We start from the raw sequence: 22,546 nt of genomic DNA, 5'->3' as shown, positions 1-22,546 counted from the left end.
GACGACAGGGGGACGGCGATCCATGTCGACAGATCCGCATACCGACCCCGATGTCCAGTTTCCGGACACCGGGGCGAACCACGGGGCGCTTTCCGCTAGCTTCACCCTCATGACCCGCCCCGCCAGCCTCACGTTCACCGAGGCGCTCGCCACCTCCGCCCTCGTGCTCGACGGTGGACTCTCCAACCAGCTGGAATCCGCCGGGCACGACCTGAGCGACGAGCTGTGGTCGGCGCGGCTGCTCGCCGACCGGCCGGAGGCGATCGTCGAGGCACATCTGCGCTACTACGAGGCCGGGGCGCGCGTCGCCATCACCTCCAGCTACCAGGCCACCTTCGAAGGCTTCGCCCGCCGCGGCATCGACCACGACCGGACCGCCGAACTCCTCGCCCTGAGCGTGGAACTGGCCCGGAAGGCCGCCCGTCGCGCGGAGGCCAAGTCGCCGGGGCGGTCGTTGTGGGTGGCCGCCTCCGTCGGCCCGTACGGTGCGATGGCGGCGGACGGCTCGGAGTACCGGGGCCGGTACGGGCTGAGCGTCGGGGAGCTGGAGCGGTTCCACCGGCCCCGGCTGGAGGTGCTGGCCTCCGCCCGGCCCGACGTGCTGGCACTGGAGACCGTGCCCGACACGGACGAGGCGCGGGCCCTGCTGCGCGCGGTCCGAGGTCTCGGCGTACCGGCGTGGCTCTCGTACAGCGTCGCCGGGGACCGGACGCGGGCCGGCCAGCCGCTGAAGGACGCCTTCGCGCTCGCGGCGGACGCCGAGGAGATCGTCGCGGTCGGCGTGAACTGCTGTGCGCCCGAGGACGCCGACCGGGCGGTCGAGCTCGCCGCCCGCGTCACCGGAAAGCCGGTGGTGGTCTATCCGAACAGTGGCGAGCGGTGGGACGCCGAAGCGCGTGAGTGGCGCGGGCGTTCGACGTTCTCCGTCCGGCGGGTGACCGGCTGGCAGCGGGCCGGAGCCCGGCTGATCGGCGGCTGCTGCCGGGTGGGCCCCGACACGATCGCCGGGCTGGCCGCCCAGTTGCGCTGAGGCAGGGCTGGGCGACGGGCCCGGACGAGCCGCCGACCTCGCGGTTGTACGGCGTGCACGGCTGGGCGGAGCCGGCGGAGCGGCCGCGCGCCCCGCAGGGCACGGCGTTCACCCGCTGGGCGTCGTTCCCCCGCCGCACGGCCGGACCCGCCGGGGACACCGCCGCGTCGGTCGCGCTCGCCCCCCTGACGGGCGGACAGGAGCCGCAGCCCCTGGACGGCGTGGCGAGGGCCGGCGGTATCCGCAGTACCGGCCCAGGGCAACACGGGCGGCGGCGAGGGGGCGGCTCGGCCGAGGTGCGGTGGGCGACCGACGGGACCGCCGCCCGGATCACGTTCGAGCCGCTGAGCGTGACCGGCACCGGAGGGGGCGGTCTTCCCGGCCGGCGGCTGCCGCCGGTGCGACCGGTCACGAGCGCCCGCCCACCGCGTCACACGCGCGTGGTGTACCGGTCCAGGAGCGCCCGCAGGCGATCGACGTCGCCGGCCTCCTGTGCGCCCCGCTTGGGCAGGACGTCCAGGCACATGACGTTGGGATCCCGGCTGAGCAGGACGAAGTGGCCGGCCGTCTCCCGGTAGCCCCGGAAGACGGTCCACTGCTGGATCAACGTGCTGTGGTCGGTCCGGCAGGTGATCCCGGCCGCAGACACGGTGGCGCGGTACTGGCCCTGCCAGGCGACGATCCGCTGCACATGGGCGGCCTGCAGCCGCGGGTACCCCCACAACGCCAGGACGACGAAGAGGAACAGGACGGTCGAGACCACGTCGACGCTCCCGCGCCCCACGACGGAGAGCAGCCAGTGCCCCACCCACAGTGCGAGGAACGCCATCCGCAGCACGAGCCCCGTCCGCTTGATCCGCTCGCGGATCCGCAGTCCGACGAGCGCGTCGGCGGATCGTGGCTGATACACCAGCTGGACCCCGGTCCGCTCGTCCACGCCGTCGTCGGCGTTTTCCGCACTGTTGTCGGTGCCTTCGGCGCAGCGGCACTCGGCCACGGTCCCTCCCCGGTACGAAGATCCGCCGGATCCTACCGAACGCCGGCGCCGGGGCGGACAGCCACCGGGCGACGCCCGATGGCAGCCGGGTCCCCCTGGCCCGGCCGGCCGATCCTCCAGCAGGCGCGTGGCCTCCTGCCGGTCCTCGACCGGGCGAGGGTGGGGCCGGCGCTGGTACCAGGCGTTCCGTTCGCCGACACACGGGAGTCCGAGCCCGCCCCGGGGCTGCCCCCGCGCCATGCCGAGGACAGTGACGTGGTGGCGCCGGCGGCCTCCTCCTCCTCCCCCCCGACGGTCGCGAACCGGCGGTGGCCACCGGCCCGTTCACCGTGCGGGGCCGTTCGCCCGGTCCGCCTGGACCGCTCCCGGCTGCGCAGTCGGCACCGACGTGCGGGGCGGCGACGAGGTCGCGGCCTTCTCCGCGGGGCCCCTGCGGATGGCTGCTGAGCCGTACCCCCCGACCGACAACCACGGGTTGACACCTCGATCGGTGTCAACCTAGGGTTGACATATGACGAATCCACTCGGCATGACCAACCCGGTGCGGCTCGACGACCTGATCGAGGCCATCAAGAAGACCCACACCGACACGCTCGACCAGCTCTCCGGAGCCGTCATCGCGGCCGACCACCTCGGTGAGGTGGCGGACCATCTGATCGGTCACTTCGTCGACCAGGCCCGGCGATCGGGCGCCTCCTGGACGGACATCGGCCGGAGCATGGGGGTCACCCGGCAGGCGGCGCAGAAGAGGTTCGTCGCGAAGCCCGGCGAGGCCTCGGACCTCGACCCCTCCCAGGGGTTCGGCCGGTTCACCGAGCGCGCGCGAAACGTCGTGATGGCCTCGCAGAACGAGGCCCAGGCGGCCGGGAACGACGAGATCCGGCCCGCCCACCTGATTCTGGGGCTGCTCCACGAACCGGATGCGCTCGCCGCGCGGGCGATCGTCGCTCAGGGCGTCCCGCTGGAGTCGGTCCGGCAGGAGGCGACGGCGGCGCTGCCGCCGGGGGCGGAGCGGGTGCCCGACCTCGTCCCGTTCGACGCGGGGGCGAAGAAGGCCCTGGAGCTCACCTTCCGGGAGGCCCTGCGCCTGGGCCACAACTACGTCGGTACCGAGCACATCCTGCTGGCCGTGCTGGAGTTCGAGGACGGCGAGGGCGTTCTCGGCGGCCTGGGCATCGACAAGGCGGCCGCCGAGGCGCACATCTCCGCGGCCGTGGCGGCGGCCGCCGAGAGCGAGGCCGCCGAAAGGTAGGCACTGGAGCGAGGCCCACGAGGGACAGCCGGCGGGGACGGGTGCCCGCATGCCCCCGGCCCCGGGCGGGGGCACCATGGAGTCATGGCCGAGCGCATCGGCGAGGTGAGCGGACCGGCCCGCCTCGCCCGATCCGGCGAAGGCATCAGTGCGCAGGAACTGGCCCTCGCCGCCCGCAACCACGGGCTCCCCCTGGAGGCCCTGCGCTATGACGTGACGCCGCCCGGGCTGCACTACGTACTGACGCACTTCGACATTCCGGCCGTCGACACCACCGCCTGGCGGCTGGCCCTGAACGGCCGGGTGCGTACCGCCCTCGACCTCGATCTGCGCGCCCTGCGCGGGCGTCCCGCCGTGACCCACCGCGTCACCATGGAGTGCGCCGGGAACGGCAGGGCGCGGCTCAGCCCGCGCCCGGTCAGCCAGCCGTGGCTGGTCGAGGCGGTGGGCACGGCCGACTGGACCGGAGTGCCGCTGCGGCACCTCCTCGCCGAGGCGGGGGTGGAGCCGGACGCCGTCGAAGTGGTCTTCACGGGCGCGGACCACGGAGTGGAACGCGGGGTCGAGCAGGACTACCGGCGCAGTCTGCCCCTCGCGGTGGCCCTCGCCGGCGACCCCGAGGTCCTGGTGGCCTACGGAATGAACGGCGCTCCGCTGCCGCCGCAGCACGGCTGCCCGCTGCGGCTCGTGGTGCCCGGCTGGTACGGGATGGCCCATGTGAAGTGGCTGCGCGAGATCACCGTCACCGACACCCCGTTCACGGGCTTCCAGCAGTCGGTCGCCTACCGCTACCGTCACGAGCCGGACGACCCCGGCGAGCCGGTGACCCGGATCGAGCCGCGTGCGCTGATGGTCCCGCCCGGGTTCCCCGACTTCATGTCCCGCGTGCGGGTCGTACGGCCCGGTGAGGTGCGCCTGGAGGGCCGCGCGTGGTCCGGCCACGCCCCGGTCGTCCGCGTGGAGGTGAGCACCGACGACGGCCGCTCCTGGACGCGGGCGGAACTGGCACCGCCGGACGGCGGCTCCTGGTCCTGGCACCACTGGCACACCACGTGGACGGCCACCCCCGGCAGCCATGTCCTCAGCGTGCGCGCCACCGACGCCGACGCCCGCACCCAGCCGCTGTCCCAGTCCTGGAACCGCGGGGGCTTCGGGAACAACCTCGTCCAGCGGGTCGATGTGCTCTGCCCGGCCCCCGACGAGTCCCTCCCTCCCGCATGAGCGGGCGGGGCCGGCGGGGCCTGCCGGAGCGGGTTCGGGGGCCTGGGACGCGACACCGTCACGGCGGGGCACGACCCGGCACGCGGCTCCTGGGCGGGGTGCGCGGGGCCCGGGGCGACGACAGTGCCGGCAAACGGGCCTACGACCCCGCGCCCTGCCGTGCCGGATCCTGGTTCCTCAGCCGCTCCGTGAGCTCCTCGATGCCGGTGACGAACCACGTCTGACGGCCGCGGTTGCACTCGAGGACGAAGTCGCGCAGCGCCGGACTGGCCTCCGTGCGACGGGTGATGTCACCCAGCACCACGATGCCCATCCGGTAGTTGACGAACTTCTGGATGATGTCGCCGGCGATCCGGGTGCGCAGTCGGAAGAACCCCTCGTCGAGCCGCTCGGCGGGGATGACGACCCACTGGGCACCCGAATAGCCCGCGTTGCCGATGAGATCCAGGGCGTCGTTCTCGCCGGCGATGGTCTCGCCCTCCGGGTCGCATATCAGGAGGGGCACGTCATGGACGGTCTGAAGGGCGGTCATGGAGGACAAGGTTAGGTCCTTTCCCCCTCCGACGGGGGGGGCGCCAAGGCCCTGGTTGTGCGGGCGGTCCGGTGCTCCCGGGCGGAGCCCCCGTGGACCGGGCGGTGGAGGAGGCGAAGTTCCGGCGGATGCCGAAGCCGCCGGAGCTCCCCGGGTGGCGCTGGTGACGGACGCGGGCGCGGACATCGGCACGGCGATCGCGCGCACCGCCTGGCCGCCGGGGCGGTCGCCGACCTGAACCCCACGGGTGCCGCGGCCGCCGCGGAGGAGCGCGGCCCGGCCCGGCCCCGTCCGCCGACCAGGATCCCGGGCCCCTGGGCCGCCAGTGACATCGAGCTCGACCGGGCCGAGGGGGTCCACGGCCCGCGGAGCCGGCCCGGCCCGTGCGCCGCCTCCTCCTCGCGCTCTGTGCGCTCCTGACGCGACATCAGGCCGTGGCCGGTCGCGCGCACGTCCCGTGACGGCACCCTTCAGCGAATCTGCACACCGACTGCGCAGGCGTCACACCGTCTTCCCCGGCCCCCCACCACGATCCCGGAGGAGCCCTCCCCGCACAGCCGGAATGTCCCATTCCGAAACAACCGCGCAGTCACCGCCGGAAATCCCCCTGGCAAGCCGTGTGAAGAAGGTGGCACCAAGTGATGAACACGTGTGCACAAGGCCGCAATAAAGGACCGGATACCACCCGTGTCAGCGACTGACCGATTAGCCGTTCAAAGCGGGCGCGTGCTTTGATCCATCGCACTGCGGACGAGAGCACAAAGGCTCGGTCGTGGCCATTTGAAATATCCGTGTGAAGGGAACCTCACATCATGAACACCCCCCAGATCCAGACGCAGGAAATCTCCGACGCCGACCTCGACAACGTGTCGGGCGGTCTCCTCGGCGGCATCGTCGGCAACGCCACCGCCGCTGTCGACTCCATCGTGCCGGTCTCGGGCACCGTGGGCTCGGTCGTCGGCACGGTCGAGGGTGTTACCGGCCTGAACACGGGCGCGATCACCGGCCTGGCCACCGTCACGGTCGCCGGCGTCTGATTCGTGTGCCGCTGAGCGGCACTGGGCCGTGCGCCCCGGGGTCCGTCCGATTCCGGGGCACACGGCTGCCGTTTATCCGCCCGTTCTCGCGCATTTCACGGGAACGGCATTGTTCCCTGCCGAAAAACGTCGCAGTCCCGAGGAAAGTGTCATGGAGTTCCGTCAACAGGCTCTTTCCAAACTGCAATCGCCCGAGGAGATCGACCTCCCGGTGCGCTTCGCCCGCCCCCAGGGCCTGCTCGTCCTGATCGTCACGGTGCTCGCCATGGCCGGGGCTTCCGTCTGGGCGGTGGCCGGCTCCGTCTCCTCCACCCTCGGTGCCCCCGGCATCCTCACCCACGCCCAGGGCAGTTACATCCTCCAGAGCCCCGTGGCGGGCCAGGTCACCGAGATCCTGGCCGAGGAGGGCGCGCGGCTTCCCGCCGACGCGCCCCTGGTGAAGGTCCGCACCGCGCGGGGCGAGGACACCGTCATCCGCACTCTCGCCGCCGGCCGGCTGACCACCATCGTCCCGACGATCGGTTCCGTGGTGACGACCGGCACCGATGTGGCGGCCGTGGAGCGCGCCGCCAAGAAGGACGACCCCCTGATGGTGATGCTGTACGTACCGGCCGACAGCGGTTCGTCCGTCCCCCTCGGCGCCCCGGTCGACCTCACCGTCCAGTCCGTGCCGAAGCAGCAGTACGGCGTGTTGCGCGGCAGGGTGAAGGCGGTCGGCCGCACCGCCGAGACCCGCAGGCACATCACCTCCTTCCTCGGCAGCAGCGAGCTGGGCGAGCACTTCACACGGTCCGGGCAGCCCGTACCGATCCTGGTCCGGCTGGAGCCGTCGACGACGAGGACCGGCTATGCCTGGTCGACCTCCGACGGCCCGCCCTACGGGATCGCCTCCATGACCCTGGTCGACGGCTCCGTCCACCTGGCCGACCAGCACCCGATCGAATGGCTGCTCCCGTGACCGCCCGCGGCGGCCGGCGCCGCGCGCAGCCCGCGCCCGGCCGCAGGAACCGCGGGAGCGGGCGGACCGGCGCGGGAAGCCCTCCCAAGAGGCGCGGAACCGTACGGACCCCCACCGTCCTCCAGATGGAGGCCGTGGAATGCGGCGCCGCCTCGCTCGCCATGGTCCTCGCCCACCACGGGCGCCACGTACCGCTGGAGGAGCTGCGCATCGCGTGCGGCGTCTCCCGCGACGGATCGCGGGCCAGCAACCTCCTCAAGGCGGCCCGGGGATACGGCCTCCAGGCCAAGGGCATGCAGATGGAGCCGGCGGCCCTCGCCGAGGTGCGGGCACCGGCCATCTTGTTCTGGGAGTTCAACCACTACGTCGTGTACGACGGCATGGGGCGCCGCTTCGGCCGCCGGGGCGTGCACATCAACGACCCCGACAAGGGCCGCCGCTTCGTCCCCGCGGAGGACTTCGACACCAGTTTCACCGGCGTCGCCCTCGTCTTCGAGCCCACCGAGGCCTTCCGCCGGGGCGGTCGCAGGCCCGGCATCCTCAGCGCCGTGCCCGCGCGGCTGCGCGGCACCACCGGCACCCTGCTGGCGGCGCTGCTCGCGAGCCTGCTGCTCGTCGGCGTCGGCGCGGCGGTGCCCGCGCTGAGCCGTACGTACATCGACATGTTCCTGATCGGGGAACAGACCTCGCTCCTGGGGCCGCTGTTCGCGTCGATGGCGGCGATGGTCGCGCTCACCGCCCTGCTGACCGGCCTGCAACAGGCCAATCTGCTGCGCGGGCGGATCATCTCCTCCACGCTCAGCAGCGCCCGCTTCATGCGGCACCTGATGCGGCTGCCCGTCACCTTCTTCGCCCAGCGCAGCCCCGCCGATCTGGTTCAGCGGCTCCAGTCCAACGACGCCGTGGCCGAGACCCTGGCACGGGATCTCGCCGCCGCGGGCGTGGACGGCGTCGTGGTGGTCCTCTACGCGCTGCTGCTGTGGACGTACGATCCCCAGCTGACCGTGGTCGGGGTGCTCATCGCCCTGCTCAACGTCGTCGCCATGCGGATCGTCATCCGGCTGCGGGCCACGCACACCCAGAAGCTGAGGGCCGACAGCGCCCGGCTGACCAACACCTCGTACACCGGACTCCAGCTGATCGAGACGATGAAGGCGACCGGCGGCGAGAACGGGTTCTTCCGGCGCTGGGCCGGACAGCACGCGACCACGCTGGAGGTGCAGCAGCGGCTCGGGGTGCCGAGCGCGGTGCTGGCCGTCGTCGCGCCCACCCTCGCCACGCTCAACAGCGCGGTGATCCTGTGGATCGGCGGTCTGCGAGCGGTCGAGGGGCATATCTCGATCGGTCTCCTCGTCGCCTTCCAGGCCCTGGTGACCCGGTTCACCGCGCCCCTCACCCGGCTCAACGGAGTGGCGGGCAGGATCCAGGACTTCGCGGCCGATGTGGCGCGGCTGCGGGACGTCGAGAGCTTCCCGGCCGACTCGCTCTACTCCCGTCCGGAAGCGGAGGCGAGCACCCGCCGGCTCAAGGGGCACGTGGTCCTGGACGACATCACGTTCGGCTACAGCCCGCTGGACGCTCCCCTGCTCAGCGGCTTCTCGCTGGCCGTGGGCCCGGGCAGCCAGGTGGCACTCGTCGGCGGCTCCGGCAGCGGCAAGTCGACCGTCTCCCGGCTGATCTCCGGCCTCTACACGCCCTGGGAGGGCACGATCCGCATCGACGGGCAGCGCCTGGAGGACATCCCGCGCAGCACGCTGGCCGCCTCCGTCTCCTTCGTCGACCAGGACATCTTCCTCTTCGAGGGCACGGTCCGGGACAACGTGACGCTCTGGGACCCGTCCATACCCGACGACGCCGTCATCGCCGCGCTCCAGGACGCCGCCCTCTACGACGACGTGATCGCCCGGCGCCCCGAGGGCATCCACAGCCGGGTCGAGCAGGACGGCCGCAACTTCTCCGGTGGCCAGCGCCAGCGACTGGAGATCGCGCGGGCCCTGGTGCGCCGGCCGAGCATCCTCGTCCTGGACGAGGTGACCAGCGCCCTGGACGCCCGGACCGAACAGGTCGTCATCGACAACCTGCGCCGGCGCGGCTGTGCGTGCGTCGTCATCGCCCACCGGCTGAGCACGGTCCGCGACAGCGACGAGATCGTCGTCCTCGACCACGGCACGGTCGTGGAACGCGGCCGTCACGAGGAACTGCTCGCCGCGCGGGGCGCGTACGCCGAACTGGTCAAGGAGCGCTGACATGACCTTCCCCTCCCCGGCCCCCTCGGACGTGACGGGCTCCGACGCGGTCGTCCAGGCCCTCGGCGGCCTCGGGCGGGAGCTGGACTGCACGGGTCTGCGCAGCGTGCCGCTGGAGGGTCCGCAGGTGCTGTGGCTCGTGGCCGACGGAGGGCTGGACCTCTTCGCCGTGGACGCCGCCGGACAGGGGCACTGGCACTTCCTCGGCCGCCTGGAGGCGGGGAGCCTGCTCCTGGGCCCGGTCGAGGGGCCGCAGCACACGCTGGTGGGCAGGCCGGCGCAGGGCTGCGCGCTGCGCCGGATCCCGCTGCGGGCGCTGTACGGCGGTTACGGACCGGAGCACGGCGCGGGATACGACCCGGGGTACGGCGTGGGCGCCGGTACGGGATACGGGGCGGGGTTCGCGGGGTACGGAGCCGGTCACGGGGCCGGATACGCACCCTCGTACGGCAGACCGACCCTCCTGGAGCATGCCTTCGCCCTCGGCACGGCCCGCAGCCTCGGCGTCCTGTTCGAGGCTCCGCTGGACGGCCGGCCCGGCGCCGACGACGGCACGGCCCTGGCCGACGACGACATGCTGTGGATGCCGGTGCCGCCGGGAAGCGTCCAGTACGGCGCCGCGTACGGCGCGGACACCGCGGGCGACCTGTTGATGGACGGCTCCCTGTGGCAGCGGATGGTCAACCAGCAGTACCGGCTGCTCTCCGCGGTGGACCGCTGGATCGAACAGCTCGAACGTGCCCATGAGGACCGGGCCGCCGCCGGCATCAGGGCGGGCGAGGCCGTACGCGCGCGGGCCGACCAGGCGCTGCTGGCCTCCATCGGCGGCCCTGAGCGCCCCGGGCGGCCGGGCGGGGACCGGGCGAGCGACGACGCCACCTTCGCGGTGTGCCGCCAGGTGGCCCGGGCGGCCGGGATCACCCTGGCGGAACCGTCCAAGGGGGGTGCCGTCAGTGACCGCGTGAGCGCCGTCGAGCGCATCGCGGTCGGCTCCCGGATCCGTACCCGGGCGGTCAGGCTCGACGGGACCTGGTGGCGTACGAACGCCGGTCCCCTGGTCGGGCACTGGGCCAAGTCGGGGGCGCCGGTGGCGCTGTTGTGGCGCCGGGGCCGGTACGAGGCGGTGAACCCCGCGTCGGGTCTGCGCATGCGGATCGGTGAGGAGACGGCCGCCGAGCTGGAACCGCGCGCCGTGATGTTCTACCGCCCGCTGCCCGAGCGGCCCATGAGCGCGTGGCGGCTGCTGCTGTTCGGCCTGCGCGGCAACGGGTCGGACTTCCGCACTCTGGTGCTCGCCGGGCTGGTGACGGTCGGGCTGGGCGCGCTGGTGCCGATCGCGACCGGGCGGGTCCTCGGCGAGTACGTCCCGGCGGCCGAGCGGAGCCTGATCGTCCAGGTCGCGCTCGCCGTGATGATCACCAGTATCGTCTCGGCCTCCTTCATGCTGCTCCAGAACCTGACGGTGCTGCGGATGGAAGGACGCGTCGAGAGCGTCCTCCAGCCGGCCGTGTGGGACCGGCTGTTGCGGCTGCCCACCCGGTTCTTCGCCGAGCGGTCCACCGGGGAACTGGCCGGCGCGGCCATGGGCATCAGCTCGATACGCCGGGTCCTGACCGGCGTCGGTCCGGTCGCCGTCCAGGCGACGACGGTCGGCACGATGAACCTGGTCCTGCTGCTCTGCTTCAGCGTGCCCCTGGCGCTGGCGGCGATCGCCATGCTCACCGTCATCGCGGTCGTCTTCCTGGGCCTCGGCCTGTGGCAGGTGCGGTGGCAGCGGAAGCTGATCGAGCTCGGCAACAAGCTGAACAACCAGGCGTTCCAGACCCTGCGCGGGCTCCCCAAACTGCGTGTCGCGGCGGCGGAGAGCTTCGCGTACGCCGCCTGGGCACGGGAATTCGCCCGCTCCCGTGAACTCCAGCAGCGGGCGGGCCGGATCAGGAACGTGACGACGGTCCTCGACGCCGTCTATCTGCCGCTCTGCTCGCTCATCATGTTCATGCTGCTGGCAGGCCCGGCTCGGGGCAGCATGTCGGCCGGCTCGTTCCTGACGTTCAGCACCTCGGTGACCATGCTGCTGACCGCTGTCACACAGCTCACGGGCGCACTCGTGTCGGCCGCCGCCGCGCTGCCCCTGTACGAGCAGATCAGGCCGGTCATGGACGAGGCCCCGGAGGTACGCGGCGGCAGTACCCGGCCGGGCCTCCTCTCCGGGGGCGTCGAGGCCAGGAAACTGTCCTTCCGCTACTCGGACGACGGCCCGCTCGTCCTCGACGACGTGTCCTTCGAAGTGCGGCCCGGCGAGTTCGTGGCGGTCGTCGGGCCCAGCGGCTGCGGCAAGTCGACCCTGCTCCGCCTCCTCATCGGCTTCGACCGGCCGGACGCGGGCAGCGTGCTGTACGACGGCCAGGACCTGACGGCACTGGACCAGTCCGCGGTGCGCCGGCAGTGCGGGGTCGTCCTGCAGAACGCCCAGCCCCTGACCGGCTCGATCCTGGACTGCGTCTGCGGCGCGGAGGCGTACTCCCAGGAGGAGGTGTGGGCGGCGGTCGAGATGGCGGGGCTGGCCGAGGACATCAGGCGCATGCCCATGGGACTGCACACCATGATCTCCGGCGGCGGGGCGATATCCGGGGGTCAGCGCCAGCGCCTGATGATCGCTCAGGCACTGATCCGGCGTCCGCGGATCCTCTTCCTCGACGAGGCGACGAGCGCTCTCGACAACGAGGCGCAGCGCGTCGTCATCGAGAGCACCCGCGAGCTCGAAGCCAGCCGACTGGTGATCGCCCACCGGCTGACCACGGTCATGGACGCCGACCGGGTGATCGTGATGTCGGCGGGCCGCGTCGTGGAGCAGGGCGCCCCGTCCGCTTTGCTGGCCGATCCGAACGGCCACCTGCACGAGCTGGTACGCCGTCAGATGAGCTGATCGGAACGCCGTCCGACCGGTGCACCCGGGGCCACACGGGCTCCGCTCGAAAGGGTGGGCTTCGGTCGGCCCGCGTACCGGCCCCCGGCCGACGGGAACCCCTGACTCCGAACCCGCCCGGACGGACCGGGCGGCGCTTCCACGCGACCCGGAGGAACAATGATCAGGAAGGCCCTTGCCTGCGCGGCCATCGTCACGGCTGCCACGGCAATCGGTATCGGCCCCGCCGCCGCCGACAACGACCACGGCCCCGCCGTCGGCGGAAAGCACCACGCGGCTCCCACGGACACCGACGCCCGCCCGTCCCAGTCGCGCCCGTCCGACGCCCGTCCGTCCCAGTCGCGCCCGTCCGACTCGCGCCCGTCGGCGTCCCGCCCGTCCGACGCGCGGCCCTCGCGCCCGTCGGAGTCGCGCCCGTCGGACGCGGGCCAGCAGGCGACCGACCAGCAGGCGGCCGCCCAGGAGCAGGCCGTCACGGAGGAGGCCGGCCAGCAGGCGGCCGGCCGGCCCGAGACCGGCCACGAGGCCACGGGCCAGGCGGAGGCCGGCCAGGAGGCCACCGGGTCGGAGAAGGAGACCGAGAAGGCGACCGAGGACCACGGCACCTTCTACGGCGCCGAGTACGACGCGGCCAAGTTCCTCGGCCTCGAGTCGGCCGGGGGCTCGAAGATCTTCCTCGGCGGCTTCAAGCACGGCGAGGCCATCGGCGGCACCTGGTAATCACGTGGTGACCACCTGGTGACCACCCGCACCGCGGAAAGCCGTCGGGGACGACACACCGTCCCCGACGGCTCCGTCACGCCATCGGTCATGGTCTCGACATCAGTACCGGAAACGCAGAAAACCCCAGATCAACTGGGGTCTCTACTGGTGTCCGAGGGGGGACTTGAACCCCCACGCCCGATAAAGGGCACTAGCACCTCAAGCTAGCGCGTCTGCCATTCCGCCACCCGGACAAGGTGTCTGTCGTTTTGGGGTGTTCCCCGCGGCGACATGGATAACTCTACCAGGGGTTTGAGGTGCCCTTCACCCACATATCCCGTGGTCAGGTGGCCGGGGCGGGTCCGCGCGAGGGCCGGCGGTCCATCATGCGGACGGAGCGTCGCGCACCGTGTGCGCGGCGTGAGAGCGGTCACGGCCGGGGCCGGGTGCGCCGTCGCGCGCCCCCCGGAGCGGGAGAACGCGGGCGGCGCCCGGTGACCGGTTGCCGAGGGCCCGGTCGGGGTGAGGGGTGGGGTCAGGGCATCAGGTGATGGTCGGGGAAGTGCCCGGGCGGACGCTCGTCCGCCGCGCCCTGGGTGACCGGCGTCACGAGCAGATCGCCTCCGGCGAAGGCGCCGCGTCAGGAGGCGCCGACGCCGCCGAACAGCTCTTCCCCCTCCCCGCGCGAGCGCGGCTTGTCGTGCCCCACCTCTAAGGCACGGATCTGGGGGACAGGCGTTCGTAGGTCGCCACGTCGCCGGTGGAGAGGGTGGCGACCAGAGCACCGTGCGACGCGTTCATGGCGGCGAGCGGTGCGGCCTCCGTGTCCACCAGGACGATCGTGTCGACCGGGCCGAACGGTTCCGCGTGGTGGCGCGGCGAGGAGGCCGGGGGTTCAGCAGGGTCACCGGGGGGAGGTACGCCGAGGTGTCCTGGGTCGGCAGGAAGGAGCCGTCGTCGAGGGAGCCCCGTCACAGGGGGACGGAGCGAGGGGCGCGGGCGGGAGCGGGCCGCCCGGCCGGCCCGGCCCGCCTTCCCGGTCCGCCCGCCGTGGCCGCGCCCGATCGTGTGATCATCCCCGGGCGGGCGCCCGTGGACGCCGGCCCCGGCCGCTCCGGCCTGGGGCACGGGTCCACGGGCCCACGGGTCCTAAGGGGTGTCCTGAGGGCGGATCAGCAGTCCTTCTCGCGCAAGGAGTGCAGGTGCGCGCTGGACTTGCGGGCGAAGGCCAGCGACTCGACCGGGTTGTCGTGCTCGGCCTGCCAGTGGTGGTCGGCGCGGCCGTGGCGGGTGCGGGTGACCGCCGAGATGAAGCGCTGGTAGTCGATGTCGCCGTCCCCGACATCCGTCATCCGGTACCCGTCCTGGGCGGAGTCGTCGCGTTCCCCGTCCTTGACGTGGAAGAGCGGGTAGCGATGGGGCTGGTCGAGGACGTACCGCAGGGGGTCGAAGGGGGCGGGCGTGCCGTCGACGCGCCTGCCGAAGCGGAACTGGGCCGCGTACGCCCAGTAGATGTCCATCTCCAGGTACACCAGGTCCGGGTCGGTCTCGGCGAGCAGTACGTCGTAGAGGCGCACGTCCGGCCGGTCGGTGGCGAAGGAGAACTCCTCGGCGTGGTTGTGCTGGTAGAACTTCATGCCGCGCTTCCTGGCCTCGGCGCCGTAGTGGTTGAACTCCTCGGCGCAGCGCTTCCAGCCGTCGACGGTCGCCCCGTAGCGCCAGGGGCCCGAGGCGGTGCCGATGTGCTTGAGGCCGAGGGCCTGGGCGTCGTCGAGGACCTGGTCGAGGTTCTGGGCGAAGGTGTAGGCCCGGGGGTCGGACGAGTAGTAGCCGACGTGACTGCCGATGCCGCGCAGGCCGTGGTCCCGGGTCAGTCGCCTGAGCTGCGCGAGTGTGATGGGGCCGGCCGAGCCCTGGGTGTACCCGGCGTACTCGACCTCGTCGTAGCCGTAGCGCCGCAGTTCCTCGAAGACCGGCCCGAAGCCGAGGGTGGCGACCTTGTCGCGCAGCGAGTAGAGCTGGATGCCGAGACGGCCGGGGGGCAGGACGGGGCGGCCCCGGCTCTTGCCGCCGGCCGCCGCGGCGGGGGCGGGGGCGGCGGTGGCCGGTCCCGCCGCGCCGAGGAGCGCGGCGGCGGTTGCTCCGGCCGTGACGCCGAGCATTCCGCGTCTGCTGAGCTTGTGGACGAGTTCGGGATCGCTGTGCTTGCCGGTTCGGCTCATGTGGACGACTCCTCGTTGTCAGTGGTGTCTGGTTCAGTGGATTCCGGCGAGTCGAAGCAGCAGGGACTTCACATCGGTGGCCGCGACACGGCCGTTCACAGCGCGGGGGGTGGAGCACAGGATGAGCGGACCTTCGTCATCGTGCGCGGGGAGGCGGCCGTGGCTGCCGCGAACAGGTGAGGCGTCGAGGGGAACGACCGCCAGGCGGTAGCGCATGCCGAGCTTCTTGCGGGCGACCGCCGTGGCCGCCTTGAGCCGCACATAGGGGTCGAGGGGGTCCATGAACAGTTCGACGGGGTCGTAGCCGGGTTTGCGATGGATCTCGACGAGCCGGGCGAAGTCGGGGGCGTGTGCGTCGTCGAGCCAGTAGTAGTACGTGAACCAGGCGTCCGGCTCGGCGATGGCGACGAGCTCCCCGGCACGGGGGTGGTCGAGGCCGTGGGCCTTCTTGCCCTCGTCGTCCAGGAGCTGTTCGAGACCGGGCAGGCCGTCGAGCGCCGCACGGGTGGCGTCGAGGTCCCCGGGCCGGCGCACGTACACGTGCGCGAGCTGGTGGTCCGCGACGGCGAAGGCTCGTGAGGCCATGGGATCGAGGTACTCCATGCCGTCCTGGGTGTGGACTTCGAGCAGGCCCGCGCGGCGCAGGGCGCGGTTGATGTCGACGGGCCGGCTGACCCGGGTGATGCCGTATTCGGAGAGGGCGACGACCGTGCGGCCCTCGGCACCGGCGTCGTCGAGGAGGGGTGCCATGGCCTCGTCGAGGTCGGCGGCCGCCCGGTGGGAGCGCGGGTCGTCGGGGCCGTAGCGCTGAAGGTCGTAGTCGAGGTGGGGGAGGTAGCAGAGTGCCAGGTCGGGGTGGCGGGTGCGGAGGATGTGCCGGGTGGCGTCGACGATCCATCGGCTGGAGACGATGTCGGCGCCCGGGCCCCAGAAGTGGAACAGGGGGAAGGTGCCGAACGTGTCGGTGAGTTCGTCGTGCAGCTCCGGCGGCCGGGTGTAGCAGTCGGGTTCCTTGCGGCCGTCGGCGTAGTAGACGGGCCGCGGGGTGACGGTGATGTCGGTGTCGGCGCCCATGGCGTACCACCAGCAGATGTTGGCGACCGTGTAGCCGGGGTGGGTCCGGCGGGCCGCGTCCCAGAGTTTGTCGCCGGAGACGAGACCGTTGTGCTGGCGCCACAGCAGGACGTCGCCGAGTTCACGGAAGTACCAGCCGTTGCCGACGATGCCGTGCTCGGAGGGGAGGGTGCCGGTGAGGAAGGTGGACTGGGCGGCGCAGGTGACGGCGGGCAGGACGGTGCCCAGGGTGGCCTGCGATCCGGAGCGGGCGAGTGCCTTCAGTCGCGGCATGTGCTCCAGGAGCAGGGGGGTGAGGCCGACGACGTCCAGCACCAGGAGGGGGGTGGGGCGGGTGGTGTCGTTGTCGCTCATGGCAGTTCCTTGAGGCCGAGGTCCGTCAGCAGGTCGCGGGCGAGCGTCAGTTCGGCGGCGATGCCCTCGACGAGCCGGCCCCGTGAGCGGGGGCGCAGCTCGGGCGGGAGGGCCTGCCAGGTGTAGGTCTCGACCTCCAGGTGGCGGGTGCGGGGGGACGGGCCGCCGACGAGCCCGGTCAGGGTGTCCCGGAGTACGGGGAGTGTGGAGGTGAGGGGCGGGGCCGGGGGGCTGTGCAGGGGAACGTGGAAGTGTGCCCGCCAGGGCGCGCCGTCCGGGAGGGTCCCGCCCGTGAGGGCTTCGGGGAGGTCGTCGGTGCCGCGCAGGCCGGCGGCGGTACGGGTGCGGGTCTGGTGGAGGAAGCGCGGTTCCGCGAAGGCGGCGAGGGCTTCGCGTACTTCGGGAAGGTGGGGCTCCTCCGCGTGGAGGGCGGCGGAGAGCTGGGCCTTGGGGATCGGTACGCGCGCGGCCTCCAGGGCGTCCAGAGCGGTCTGCGGATCTTCGAAGGAGGTGGCGAGGTGGCAGGTGTCCACGCAGATGCCGATGCGGGGGCCGGCTATGCCGGTGAGCGGGCCGATGGCGTCGGCGGTGGTCTCGATGGTGCAGCCCGGCTCGGGTTCCAGGGCGACGCGCAGGGACTTCCCGGTGAGGTCTTCGAGGGCGTCCAGGCGTTCGCCGAGGGTGGCGAGCGCGGCGCGGGCGGTGTCGGCCGCCGCGGCGTCGAAGGGGGTGCGCCAGGCGATGGGGAGGGTGGAGATGGAGCCTTCGGTGACGTCGTCGGGGAGCAGCGCGGCGAGGAGCCGGGCGAGGTCACCGGTGTGGGCGAGGCGTTCGGGCCGGGTCCAGTCGGGCTGGTACACCCGGTACTTGACCTCTTCGGCGCCGAAGCCCTCGTAGGGGAAGCCGTTGAGGGTGACCACCTCCAGGCCGCGCCTGTCGAGTTCGGCGCGCAGTGCGCGCAGGGCGGCGGGATCGGTGATCAGGGCGGCCGCGGCCTTGTGTGCGAGCCAGAGGCCGATGCCGAGGCGGTCGCGTCCGAGGCGTCTGCGGACGGGTTCGCAGTGGTCGCGGAGCTGGGCGAGGACTCCGTCGAGGGTCTCGGCGGGGTGGACGTTGGTGCAGTAGGCGAGGTGGACGGTGGAGCCGTCGGGATGGCGGAAGCGCATGGCCTGCCTTTCCTCATTCCCCGCCGCGGAGGATGGAGTTGCCCTCGTGGAGGGTGTCGGGGGCGGGGAGGTCGAGCTGGAGCCGTCCGCTGAGGCCGTAGAAGGCGACGGGGTTGCGCCACAGGACCTGGTCGACGTCGTCCTCGGAGAATCCGGCGCCGAGCATGGCGTCGCCGACCTTCCGGGTCTTGAGCGGGTCGCTCCTGCCCCAGTCGGCGGCGGAGTTGACGAGGACCTTCTCCGTGCCGTGCCACTTGAGGATCGCGACCATGCGGTGCTCGTCCATCTTGGTGTCGGGGTAGATGGAGAAGCCGAGCCAGGCCCCGCTGTCGGAAGCGGGTCCCACCGTCGTCTCGTTGAGGTGGTCGAGCAGGACGTGTTCCGGGGACAGCGGCGATTCGCGGATGACGTCGACGGTGCGGTGCAGCCCGGCCAGTTTGTCGCGGTGCGGGGTATGGACGAGTGCGGGCAGTCCGTGGTCGGCGGCGAGCTGGAGCTGGGCCGCGAGGGCGGTGTCCTCGGCGGGGGTCATGGAGTCGTAGCCGATCTCGCCGACGGCGACGACGGAGTCCTTGACGAGATAGCGGGGCAGGGCGTCGAGCACCGGGGCGCAGCGGGGGTCGTTGGCCTCCTTGGGGTTCAGGGCGATGGTGCAGTGGTGGGTGATGCCGTACTGGGCGGCCCGGAAGGGCTCCCAGCCCAGCAGGGCGTCGAAGTAGTCGAAGAAGCTCTCCGGTGAGGTGCGGGGCTGTCCGAGCCAGAAGGACGGCTCGACGAGGGCGCGGACTCCGGCCTCGTACATCGCCTGGTAGTCGTCCGTGGTGCGGGAGGTCATATGGATGTGCGGGTCGAAGATGCGCATCAGGACTCCTGCGGAGGGACGGTGAGGGCGAGGACGCGGGGAAGGTCGTCGGGGACGGGCCGGCCGGCCGCGGTCCGCTCGGCCGCGTAGTCGGAGAGCATCCGGGCCAGCTCGGCGTCGGCGCGGGCCCGCTCCCCGAGGGCTGCGACGGCATCGACGGGGACACCGGTGAAGAGGCACTTGAGAACCGCGTGGCGCCAGGAGTGCGCATCGAGGTGGGCGGCCGCGTACGGGCCCACGGCAGCGGCGACCAGCCGGGTGTCGTTGGTGCGCAGCGCGTCCTCGACCAGGGGCAGGGCCTGCGGCCCCGGTACGAGGGAGGGGAGGGCGAGCAGGACGGCGCGGCGCTCGGCGGCGGTGCCCTGGTGGTAGAGCCGGGCGAGGGTGGCCTCGTCGGCTCGGGCCTCGTGGAGGAGGAGTCCGCGTACGGAGTCGGCGTGGTCCTGCCCGCAGTGGCGGCCCGCGGAGGCGAACCGCAGCTCCCAGGAGGGCGGTGCGTACGGGGCGGTGGCGTCGCGGGCCGTGCTCGCGGCGTGGGCGGCCTCGGCGACGGCCCCGTCGAGCCAGGCGCGGGCGGCGCCGCCGAGGCGGTTGTCGAGTTCCGCTCGGGTGAGCGTCACGAGGCGGGTGCTCCCTTCGCTCGGAGGAATGCGATGGAGGTGCGGGCCAGCTCCGGACCGGCATGGGAGTGCCGGGGCAGTTCGACGACGGTCAGCCCCTGGTAGCCGGTGCCGGCCAGGGCTTCGAGCACGGGAGGGAAGTCGATCTCGCCGTCGCCGAACGGGAGGTGTTCGTGGACGCCGCGCCGCATGTCCTCGATCTGGACGTGACGCAGCCAGGGCGCGGCGTCGCGTACGCAGTCGGCGGGCGACGCGGGTTCCAGGCACTGGCAGTGGCCGATGTCGAGGGTGAGCCCCAGGGGTCCGGGGTCGCCGAGCCGGCGGCGGAGGTGGTGGAAGTCGGCGAGGGTGGCGACGAGGTGGCCGGGCTCGGGTTCGAGGGCGAGCGGGACACCGGCGCTCGCGGCGGCGTCCAGGACGGGGGTGAGTGACTCTTCGAGTCGCTTCCACACCGTGTCGTCCGGGGTGCCGTCGGGCTCGGTGCGGTCGGGCCGCGCGCCCCCGGCTCCGGCCTTCTCGGGGCTGATGCCGGTGAAGCAGTGCACGGCGTGTGCGCCGAGGTCGGCGGCGACCCGGACCGCGCGGATCAGCAGTCGGGTGCGGGCGGCGCGGCCTTCGGGGTCGGCGTCGAGAAGGGAGGGGCCGTGTTTGCGGCGCGGGTCGAGTACATAGCGTGCGCCGGTCTCGACGGTGACGCCGAGCCCCAGCTCCGCCAGGCGACGGGCGGTACGGGCGGTGCGGGCCGCGAGATCGGGGGCGAGCGGGTCCAGGTGCATATGGTCGAGCGTCAGGCCGACGCCGTCGTAGCCGAGGTCGGCGAGGAGGGCGAGGGCGTCGTCGAGGCGAAGGTCGGTGAGACCGTTGGTGCCGTACCCGAGGCGCGGGCCGGTGGCGCCGGTGGCCGCGGTGGTGGCGCTCATGTGGGGCTCACCTTCCGTGCGAGTCCGCGCGCGAGCGGGGCCAGCCCCATCACGGCGAGGCCCGTGCCCAGGGCTCCGCCACGGGCGGCGAGGGTGGCCTGAAGGGGGATCATGGCGCGGATTCCGCCGCCCACGGCACGTCGGGTGAGGGGGGCCGATGGGTTGAGGGCGGCGTGCAGGAGCGGCGCGGCGGCCGTACGGAGATAGGCGGCGGCGAGTGCCGTGGTGACCAGGCGGGCGCGTCCGGCGGCGCCCCGGGCCGGTGCCGGGGAGAGGCCCGGTCCGCTTCGGGCCCGGCGACCGTGTGCGGCCAGGGCCCCCATCGCCGCAGTGGCACCGAGCGCGGCCAGCGGCGCGGCCGTCGAGCCTCCGTGGGCCTCGTGACGGGACACCGCGGTGACCGCACAGGTGTGGACGCCGAGCAGCAGGGCCGCCGGCAGCGCACCGCGCACTCCCCTCGGTGCGCGCACGCCGGGTTCTGCGCGCACGCCGGGCCGGGCGGCGCCGGGGAGCCTCCTCCCACCGCCGGCGCGGCCACCCGCGCTGCCGGCCACGGGAGCGGCCACGCCCACGGTCGCGCCCGCTCCCGCGGCTGTCGCTGTGGCGCCCAGAAGGAGGTCCAGGGCACGGGCGGTCCCCATCGTCACCGCTGCCGCTCGCGTGTGCTTCAGACCCAGGTCGTACGCCCAGACGGTGGCGCCCAGGGCGGTGGCGACGGCCAGGGGCGCGCGTCCGGCGCGGGCCGCCAGGACCAGGCCCGTCACGGTGAGCGCCGCCGACGCCGTCAGCGCGGCGCCCGGGGTGACGCGGCCCGACGGGATGGGGCGGTGGGGCCGGTCGACGGCGTCCTCGTCGCGGTCGGCCCAGTCGTTGAGGGCCATGCCCGCCTCGTACAGACAGAGGGAGGCACCGATGGCGAGGGCCGTGCGCCGGTCCGGCCGCAGCCCTGCTGCCGCCGCGCCCGCGAGCGCGTCGCCCGGCACGGTGAACAGCGCCGAGACGCGCAGAAGTTCGGCCCAGGCGCGCAGCGGGTCCGTGGCCGGCCGGGGCCCGCCCGAAGGCGCGGCGGGGCCCGCCCCCGCCGGCCCGGCCGTCGCGCGGTCGCGGCCGGCGACCGTACCCCCCGCCCCCGTACGGTCCGCGTCCGCACCGCCCCGGGCAAGACCGCCCAGGCCGCCCCGGTCAAGACCGCCCAGGCCGGCCCGGTCCGGTCCGGCGCTCTCCGCCGCCGGGCCGTGCGACGGTCCCGCCGCGCGGTCGGCCCCCGGCCCCGGTCCCCTCGACGGGCCGCTCAACGGGACTCCCCCAGCCCGGCGGCGAAGGAGAGCAGAGCCGCGTACTGCTCGGCGAGCGCCGCCGGGCCGCCGTCCGGGTCCTTGAAGTAGAAGCCGAGCTGGGGCAGCGGCCCGGACAGCCCGGCCTCGTGCGCGCGGGCCACCAGCCGGGCCAGGTCCAGGACCAGCGGGGCCGCCAGCGCCGAGTCGCATCCCTGCCAGATGGTCTGCAGGATCATGCGGGAGCCGAGAAAGCCGTCGAAGGCGATGTGGTCCCAGGCGGTCTTCCAGTCGCCGAGGGCCGGCACGTCGTCGATGTGGACCCGGCCCTCCGGTGTGTGGCCCAGGGTGTCGGCCAGGACCCGTTCCTTTCCGGCGTTCTTCGCGGCCGCCGCGGCCGGGTCGGCCAGCGCCGCCCCGTCCCCGCCGCCCAGGAGGTTGGTGCCCGACCACGCCCGGACCGGCAGGGCGCGCTGGACGAACATCGGGGCGAGCACGGAACGGAGCAGCGTCTGGCCGGTCTTGCCGTCCCGGCCCGCGTGGGGAAGCCCGCCGGCGGCGAAGGCGTCGGCGAGGTCCTCGGTGTGCAGCCCGGTGGAGGGGGTGAAGTTGATGTAGGGGCAGCCGGCCCGCAGGGCCGCCGCCGCGTACAGCGAGCTGGGCGCGAGCCGCTCGGCGTCGGGGCCGGGTGCCGGTTCGGTGGAGGCGACGTTGACGACCACGGCGCGTGCCAGGGCGTGCCGGCGGAGGAAGTCCGTGATGTCGGCGGTGAAGGCGGTGATCAGTTCCTCGTCCGTGCGGGTGTCGCCCGGCATCGGGCCGCCGGCCCGGATCTCCGTGTCCGCGGCGGCCAGTTCCTCCCGTACGGCGGTGGCCAGGCCGTGCGGGAGCACGCCCGCGGCCGTCAGCTCCTCGGCCCGTTTGGGCAGGGGGGCCGACGTCGTGTCGTGACCGCCGAAGACGAGCGATGACAGGGGCGGCAGGCCGGTGGAGCGGAAGGGCGTGGTCTCGGTGACCATGCCCGTCGGCGGGTGCAGTCCCGCGGCGACCGCCGCGCATCCCGCCACAGCGGTCGTGGCCACGGAGCCGCGCGCCCCGACGAACCAGACCCCGACACGACGTTCATCGAACATGGCCAGCCTCCCTGAATGCG

The 22,546-nt window shown here is 73.2% G+C and carries 18 protein-coding genes, 1 tRNA gene and 1 pseudogene; 8 read left to right on the top strand and 12 right to left on the bottom strand.

Going from position 1 to position 22,546, the window contains the following annotated elements:
* Positions 1 to 109: 109 nt before the first annotated feature.
* Positions 110 to 1,030, top strand: a complete 921-nt coding sequence (gene mmuM / locus PUR26_RS16340; protein WP_329873101.1) for a homocysteine S-methyltransferase — start codon at positions 110 to 112, stop codon at positions 1,028 to 1,030.
* Positions 1,031 to 1,460: 430 nt separating this feature from the next.
* On the opposite strand, the gene PUR26_RS16335 is transcribed toward mmuM, so the two are convergent.
* Complete coding sequence (locus PUR26_RS16335) at positions 1,461 to 2,027, bottom strand: YcxB family protein (protein ID WP_329873100.1); 567 nt, start codon at positions 2,025 to 2,027, stop codon at positions 1,461 to 1,463.
* Positions 2,028 to 2,538: 511 nt separating this feature from the next.
* Here PUR26_RS16335 and PUR26_RS16330 point away from each other — a divergent pair.
* Positions 2,539 to 3,279, top strand: a complete 741-nt coding sequence (locus PUR26_RS16330; protein ID WP_329873099.1) for a Clp protease N-terminal domain-containing protein — start codon at positions 2,539 to 2,541, stop codon at positions 3,277 to 3,279.
* 84 nt (positions 3,280 to 3,363) lie between these two features.
* Positions 3,364 to 4,500 (top strand): sulfite oxidase, encoded by a 1,137-nt coding sequence (locus PUR26_RS16325; RefSeq protein WP_329873098.1) that lies wholly within the window; start codon positions 3,364 to 3,366, stop codon positions 4,498 to 4,500.
* A gap of 139 nt (positions 4,501 to 4,639) precedes the next feature.
* Here the strand turns inward: PUR26_RS16325 and PUR26_RS16320 are convergent, their stop codons facing one another.
* Positions 4,640 to 5,032, bottom strand: coding sequence for a DUF4180 domain-containing protein (locus tag PUR26_RS16320; RefSeq protein ID WP_329873097.1), 393 nt, complete (start codon positions 5,030 to 5,032; stop codon positions 4,640 to 4,642).
* An 809-nt stretch (positions 5,033 to 5,841) separates the two neighbouring features.
* On the opposite strand from PUR26_RS16320, the gene PUR26_RS16315 reads away from it, so the two are divergent.
* The 5 genes from PUR26_RS16315 to PUR26_RS16295 all read left to right on the top strand — a co-directional run bounded on the left by PUR26_RS16315 (position 5,842) and on the right by PUR26_RS16295 (position 12,919).
* Positions 5,842 to 6,069 carry a type A2 lantipeptide gene (locus PUR26_RS16315; RefSeq protein WP_329873225.1) on the top strand — a complete coding sequence of 76 codons (228 nt, stop codon included), beginning with the start codon at positions 5,842 to 5,844 and terminating at the stop codon, positions 6,067 to 6,069.
* A 151-nt stretch (positions 6,070 to 6,220) separates the two neighbouring features.
* Positions 6,221 to 7,027: an HlyD family efflux transporter periplasmic adaptor subunit gene (locus tag PUR26_RS16310; protein ID WP_329873096.1), complete on the top strand. Its 807-nt coding sequence runs from the start codon at positions 6,221 to 6,223 to the stop codon at positions 7,025 to 7,027.
* Positions 7,012 to 9,273, top strand: a complete 2,262-nt coding sequence (locus tag PUR26_RS16305; RefSeq protein WP_329873095.1) for an NHLP family bacteriocin export ABC transporter peptidase/permease/ATPase subunit — start codon at positions 7,012 to 7,014, stop codon at positions 9,271 to 9,273. Before PUR26_RS16310 ends, PUR26_RS16305 begins: the two co-directional genes overlap by 16 nt.
* Position 9,274: 1 nt before the next feature.
* Positions 9,275 to 12,199 carry an NHLP bacteriocin export ABC transporter permease/ATPase subunit gene (locus PUR26_RS16300; protein ID WP_329873094.1) on the top strand — a complete coding sequence of 975 codons (2,925 nt, stop codon included), beginning with the start codon at positions 9,275 to 9,277 and terminating at the stop codon, positions 12,197 to 12,199.
* Positions 12,200 to 12,358: 159 nt separating this feature from the next.
* A complete protein-coding gene (locus PUR26_RS16295; RefSeq protein ID WP_329873093.1) occupies positions 12,359 to 12,919 on the top strand; it encodes a hypothetical protein in 561 nt (186 codons plus the stop codon).
* Positions 12,920 to 13,067: 148 nt separating this feature from the next.
* Here the strand turns inward: PUR26_RS16295 and PUR26_RS16290 are convergent.
* The 10 genes and pseudogenes from PUR26_RS16290 to PUR26_RS16245 form a co-directional block, all read right to left on the bottom strand.
* Positions 13,068 to 13,155: transfer RNA gene (locus PUR26_RS16290), tRNA-Leu, on the bottom strand.
* A gap of 281 nt (positions 13,156 to 13,436) precedes the next feature.
* Positions 13,437 to 13,872: pseudogene (locus PUR26_RS16285) on the bottom strand (aldehyde dehydrogenase family protein); the annotation flags it as partial.
* A gap of 201 nt (positions 13,873 to 14,073) precedes the next feature.
* The gene (locus PUR26_RS16280) at positions 14,074 to 15,123 is read right to left on the bottom strand and encodes a sugar phosphate isomerase/epimerase family protein (RefSeq protein WP_329873092.1); all 1,050 of its coding nucleotides are present in this window, start codon (positions 15,121 to 15,123) and stop codon (positions 14,074 to 14,076) included.
* A gap of 33 nt (positions 15,124 to 15,156) precedes the next feature.
* Positions 15,157 to 16,551 carry a nucleotide pyrophosphatase/phosphodiesterase family protein gene (locus PUR26_RS16275; protein WP_329873091.1) on the bottom strand — a complete coding sequence of 465 codons (1,395 nt, stop codon included), beginning with the start codon at positions 16,549 to 16,551 and terminating at the stop codon, positions 15,157 to 15,159.
* The gene (eboE, locus tag PUR26_RS16270) at positions 16,548 to 17,717 is read right to left on the bottom strand and encodes a metabolite traffic protein EboE (RefSeq protein WP_329873090.1); all 1,170 of its coding nucleotides are present in this window, start codon (positions 17,715 to 17,717) and stop codon (positions 16,548 to 16,550) included. The genes PUR26_RS16275 and eboE overlap by 4 nt, the downstream gene beginning before the upstream one ends.
* Before the next feature lie 13 nt (positions 17,718 to 17,730).
* The gene (locus PUR26_RS16265; RefSeq protein ID WP_329873089.1) at positions 17,731 to 18,579 is read right to left on the bottom strand and encodes a TatD family hydrolase; all 849 of its coding nucleotides are present in this window, start codon (positions 18,577 to 18,579) and stop codon (positions 17,731 to 17,733) included.
* Positions 18,579 to 19,199: an EboA domain-containing protein gene (locus PUR26_RS16260; RefSeq protein ID WP_329873088.1), complete on the bottom strand. Its 621-nt coding sequence runs from the start codon at positions 19,197 to 19,199 to the stop codon at positions 18,579 to 18,581. Before PUR26_RS16260 ends, PUR26_RS16265 begins: the two co-directional genes overlap by 1 nt.
* On the bottom strand, positions 19,196 to 20,119 hold the full coding sequence (locus PUR26_RS16255) for a sugar phosphate isomerase/epimerase family protein (protein WP_329873087.1): 924 nt from the start codon (positions 20,117 to 20,119) through the stop codon (positions 19,196 to 19,198). The genes PUR26_RS16260 and PUR26_RS16255 overlap by 4 nt, the downstream gene beginning before the upstream one ends.
* Positions 20,116 to 21,414: an SCO3242 family prenyltransferase gene (locus tag PUR26_RS16250; protein WP_329873086.1), complete on the bottom strand. Its 1,299-nt coding sequence runs from the start codon at positions 21,412 to 21,414 to the stop codon at positions 20,116 to 20,118. Before PUR26_RS16250 ends, PUR26_RS16255 begins: the two co-directional genes overlap by 4 nt.
* Positions 21,411 to 22,526: an inositol-3-phosphate synthase gene (locus PUR26_RS16245; RefSeq protein WP_329873085.1), complete on the bottom strand. Its 1,116-nt coding sequence runs from the start codon at positions 22,524 to 22,526 to the stop codon at positions 21,411 to 21,413. The genes PUR26_RS16250 and PUR26_RS16245 overlap by 4 nt, the downstream gene beginning before the upstream one ends.
* Between the last annotated feature and the right edge of the window lie 20 nt (positions 22,527 to 22,546).

The organism is Streptomyces sp. SP18CS02 (genome assembly GCF_036322365.1).
GTDB lineage: Bacteria > Actinomycetota > Actinomycetes > Streptomycetales > Streptomycetaceae > Streptomyces.
The sequence above is the reverse complement of the archived record's forward strand: the minus strand, read 5'-3'. Positions and strand labels throughout refer to the sequence as shown.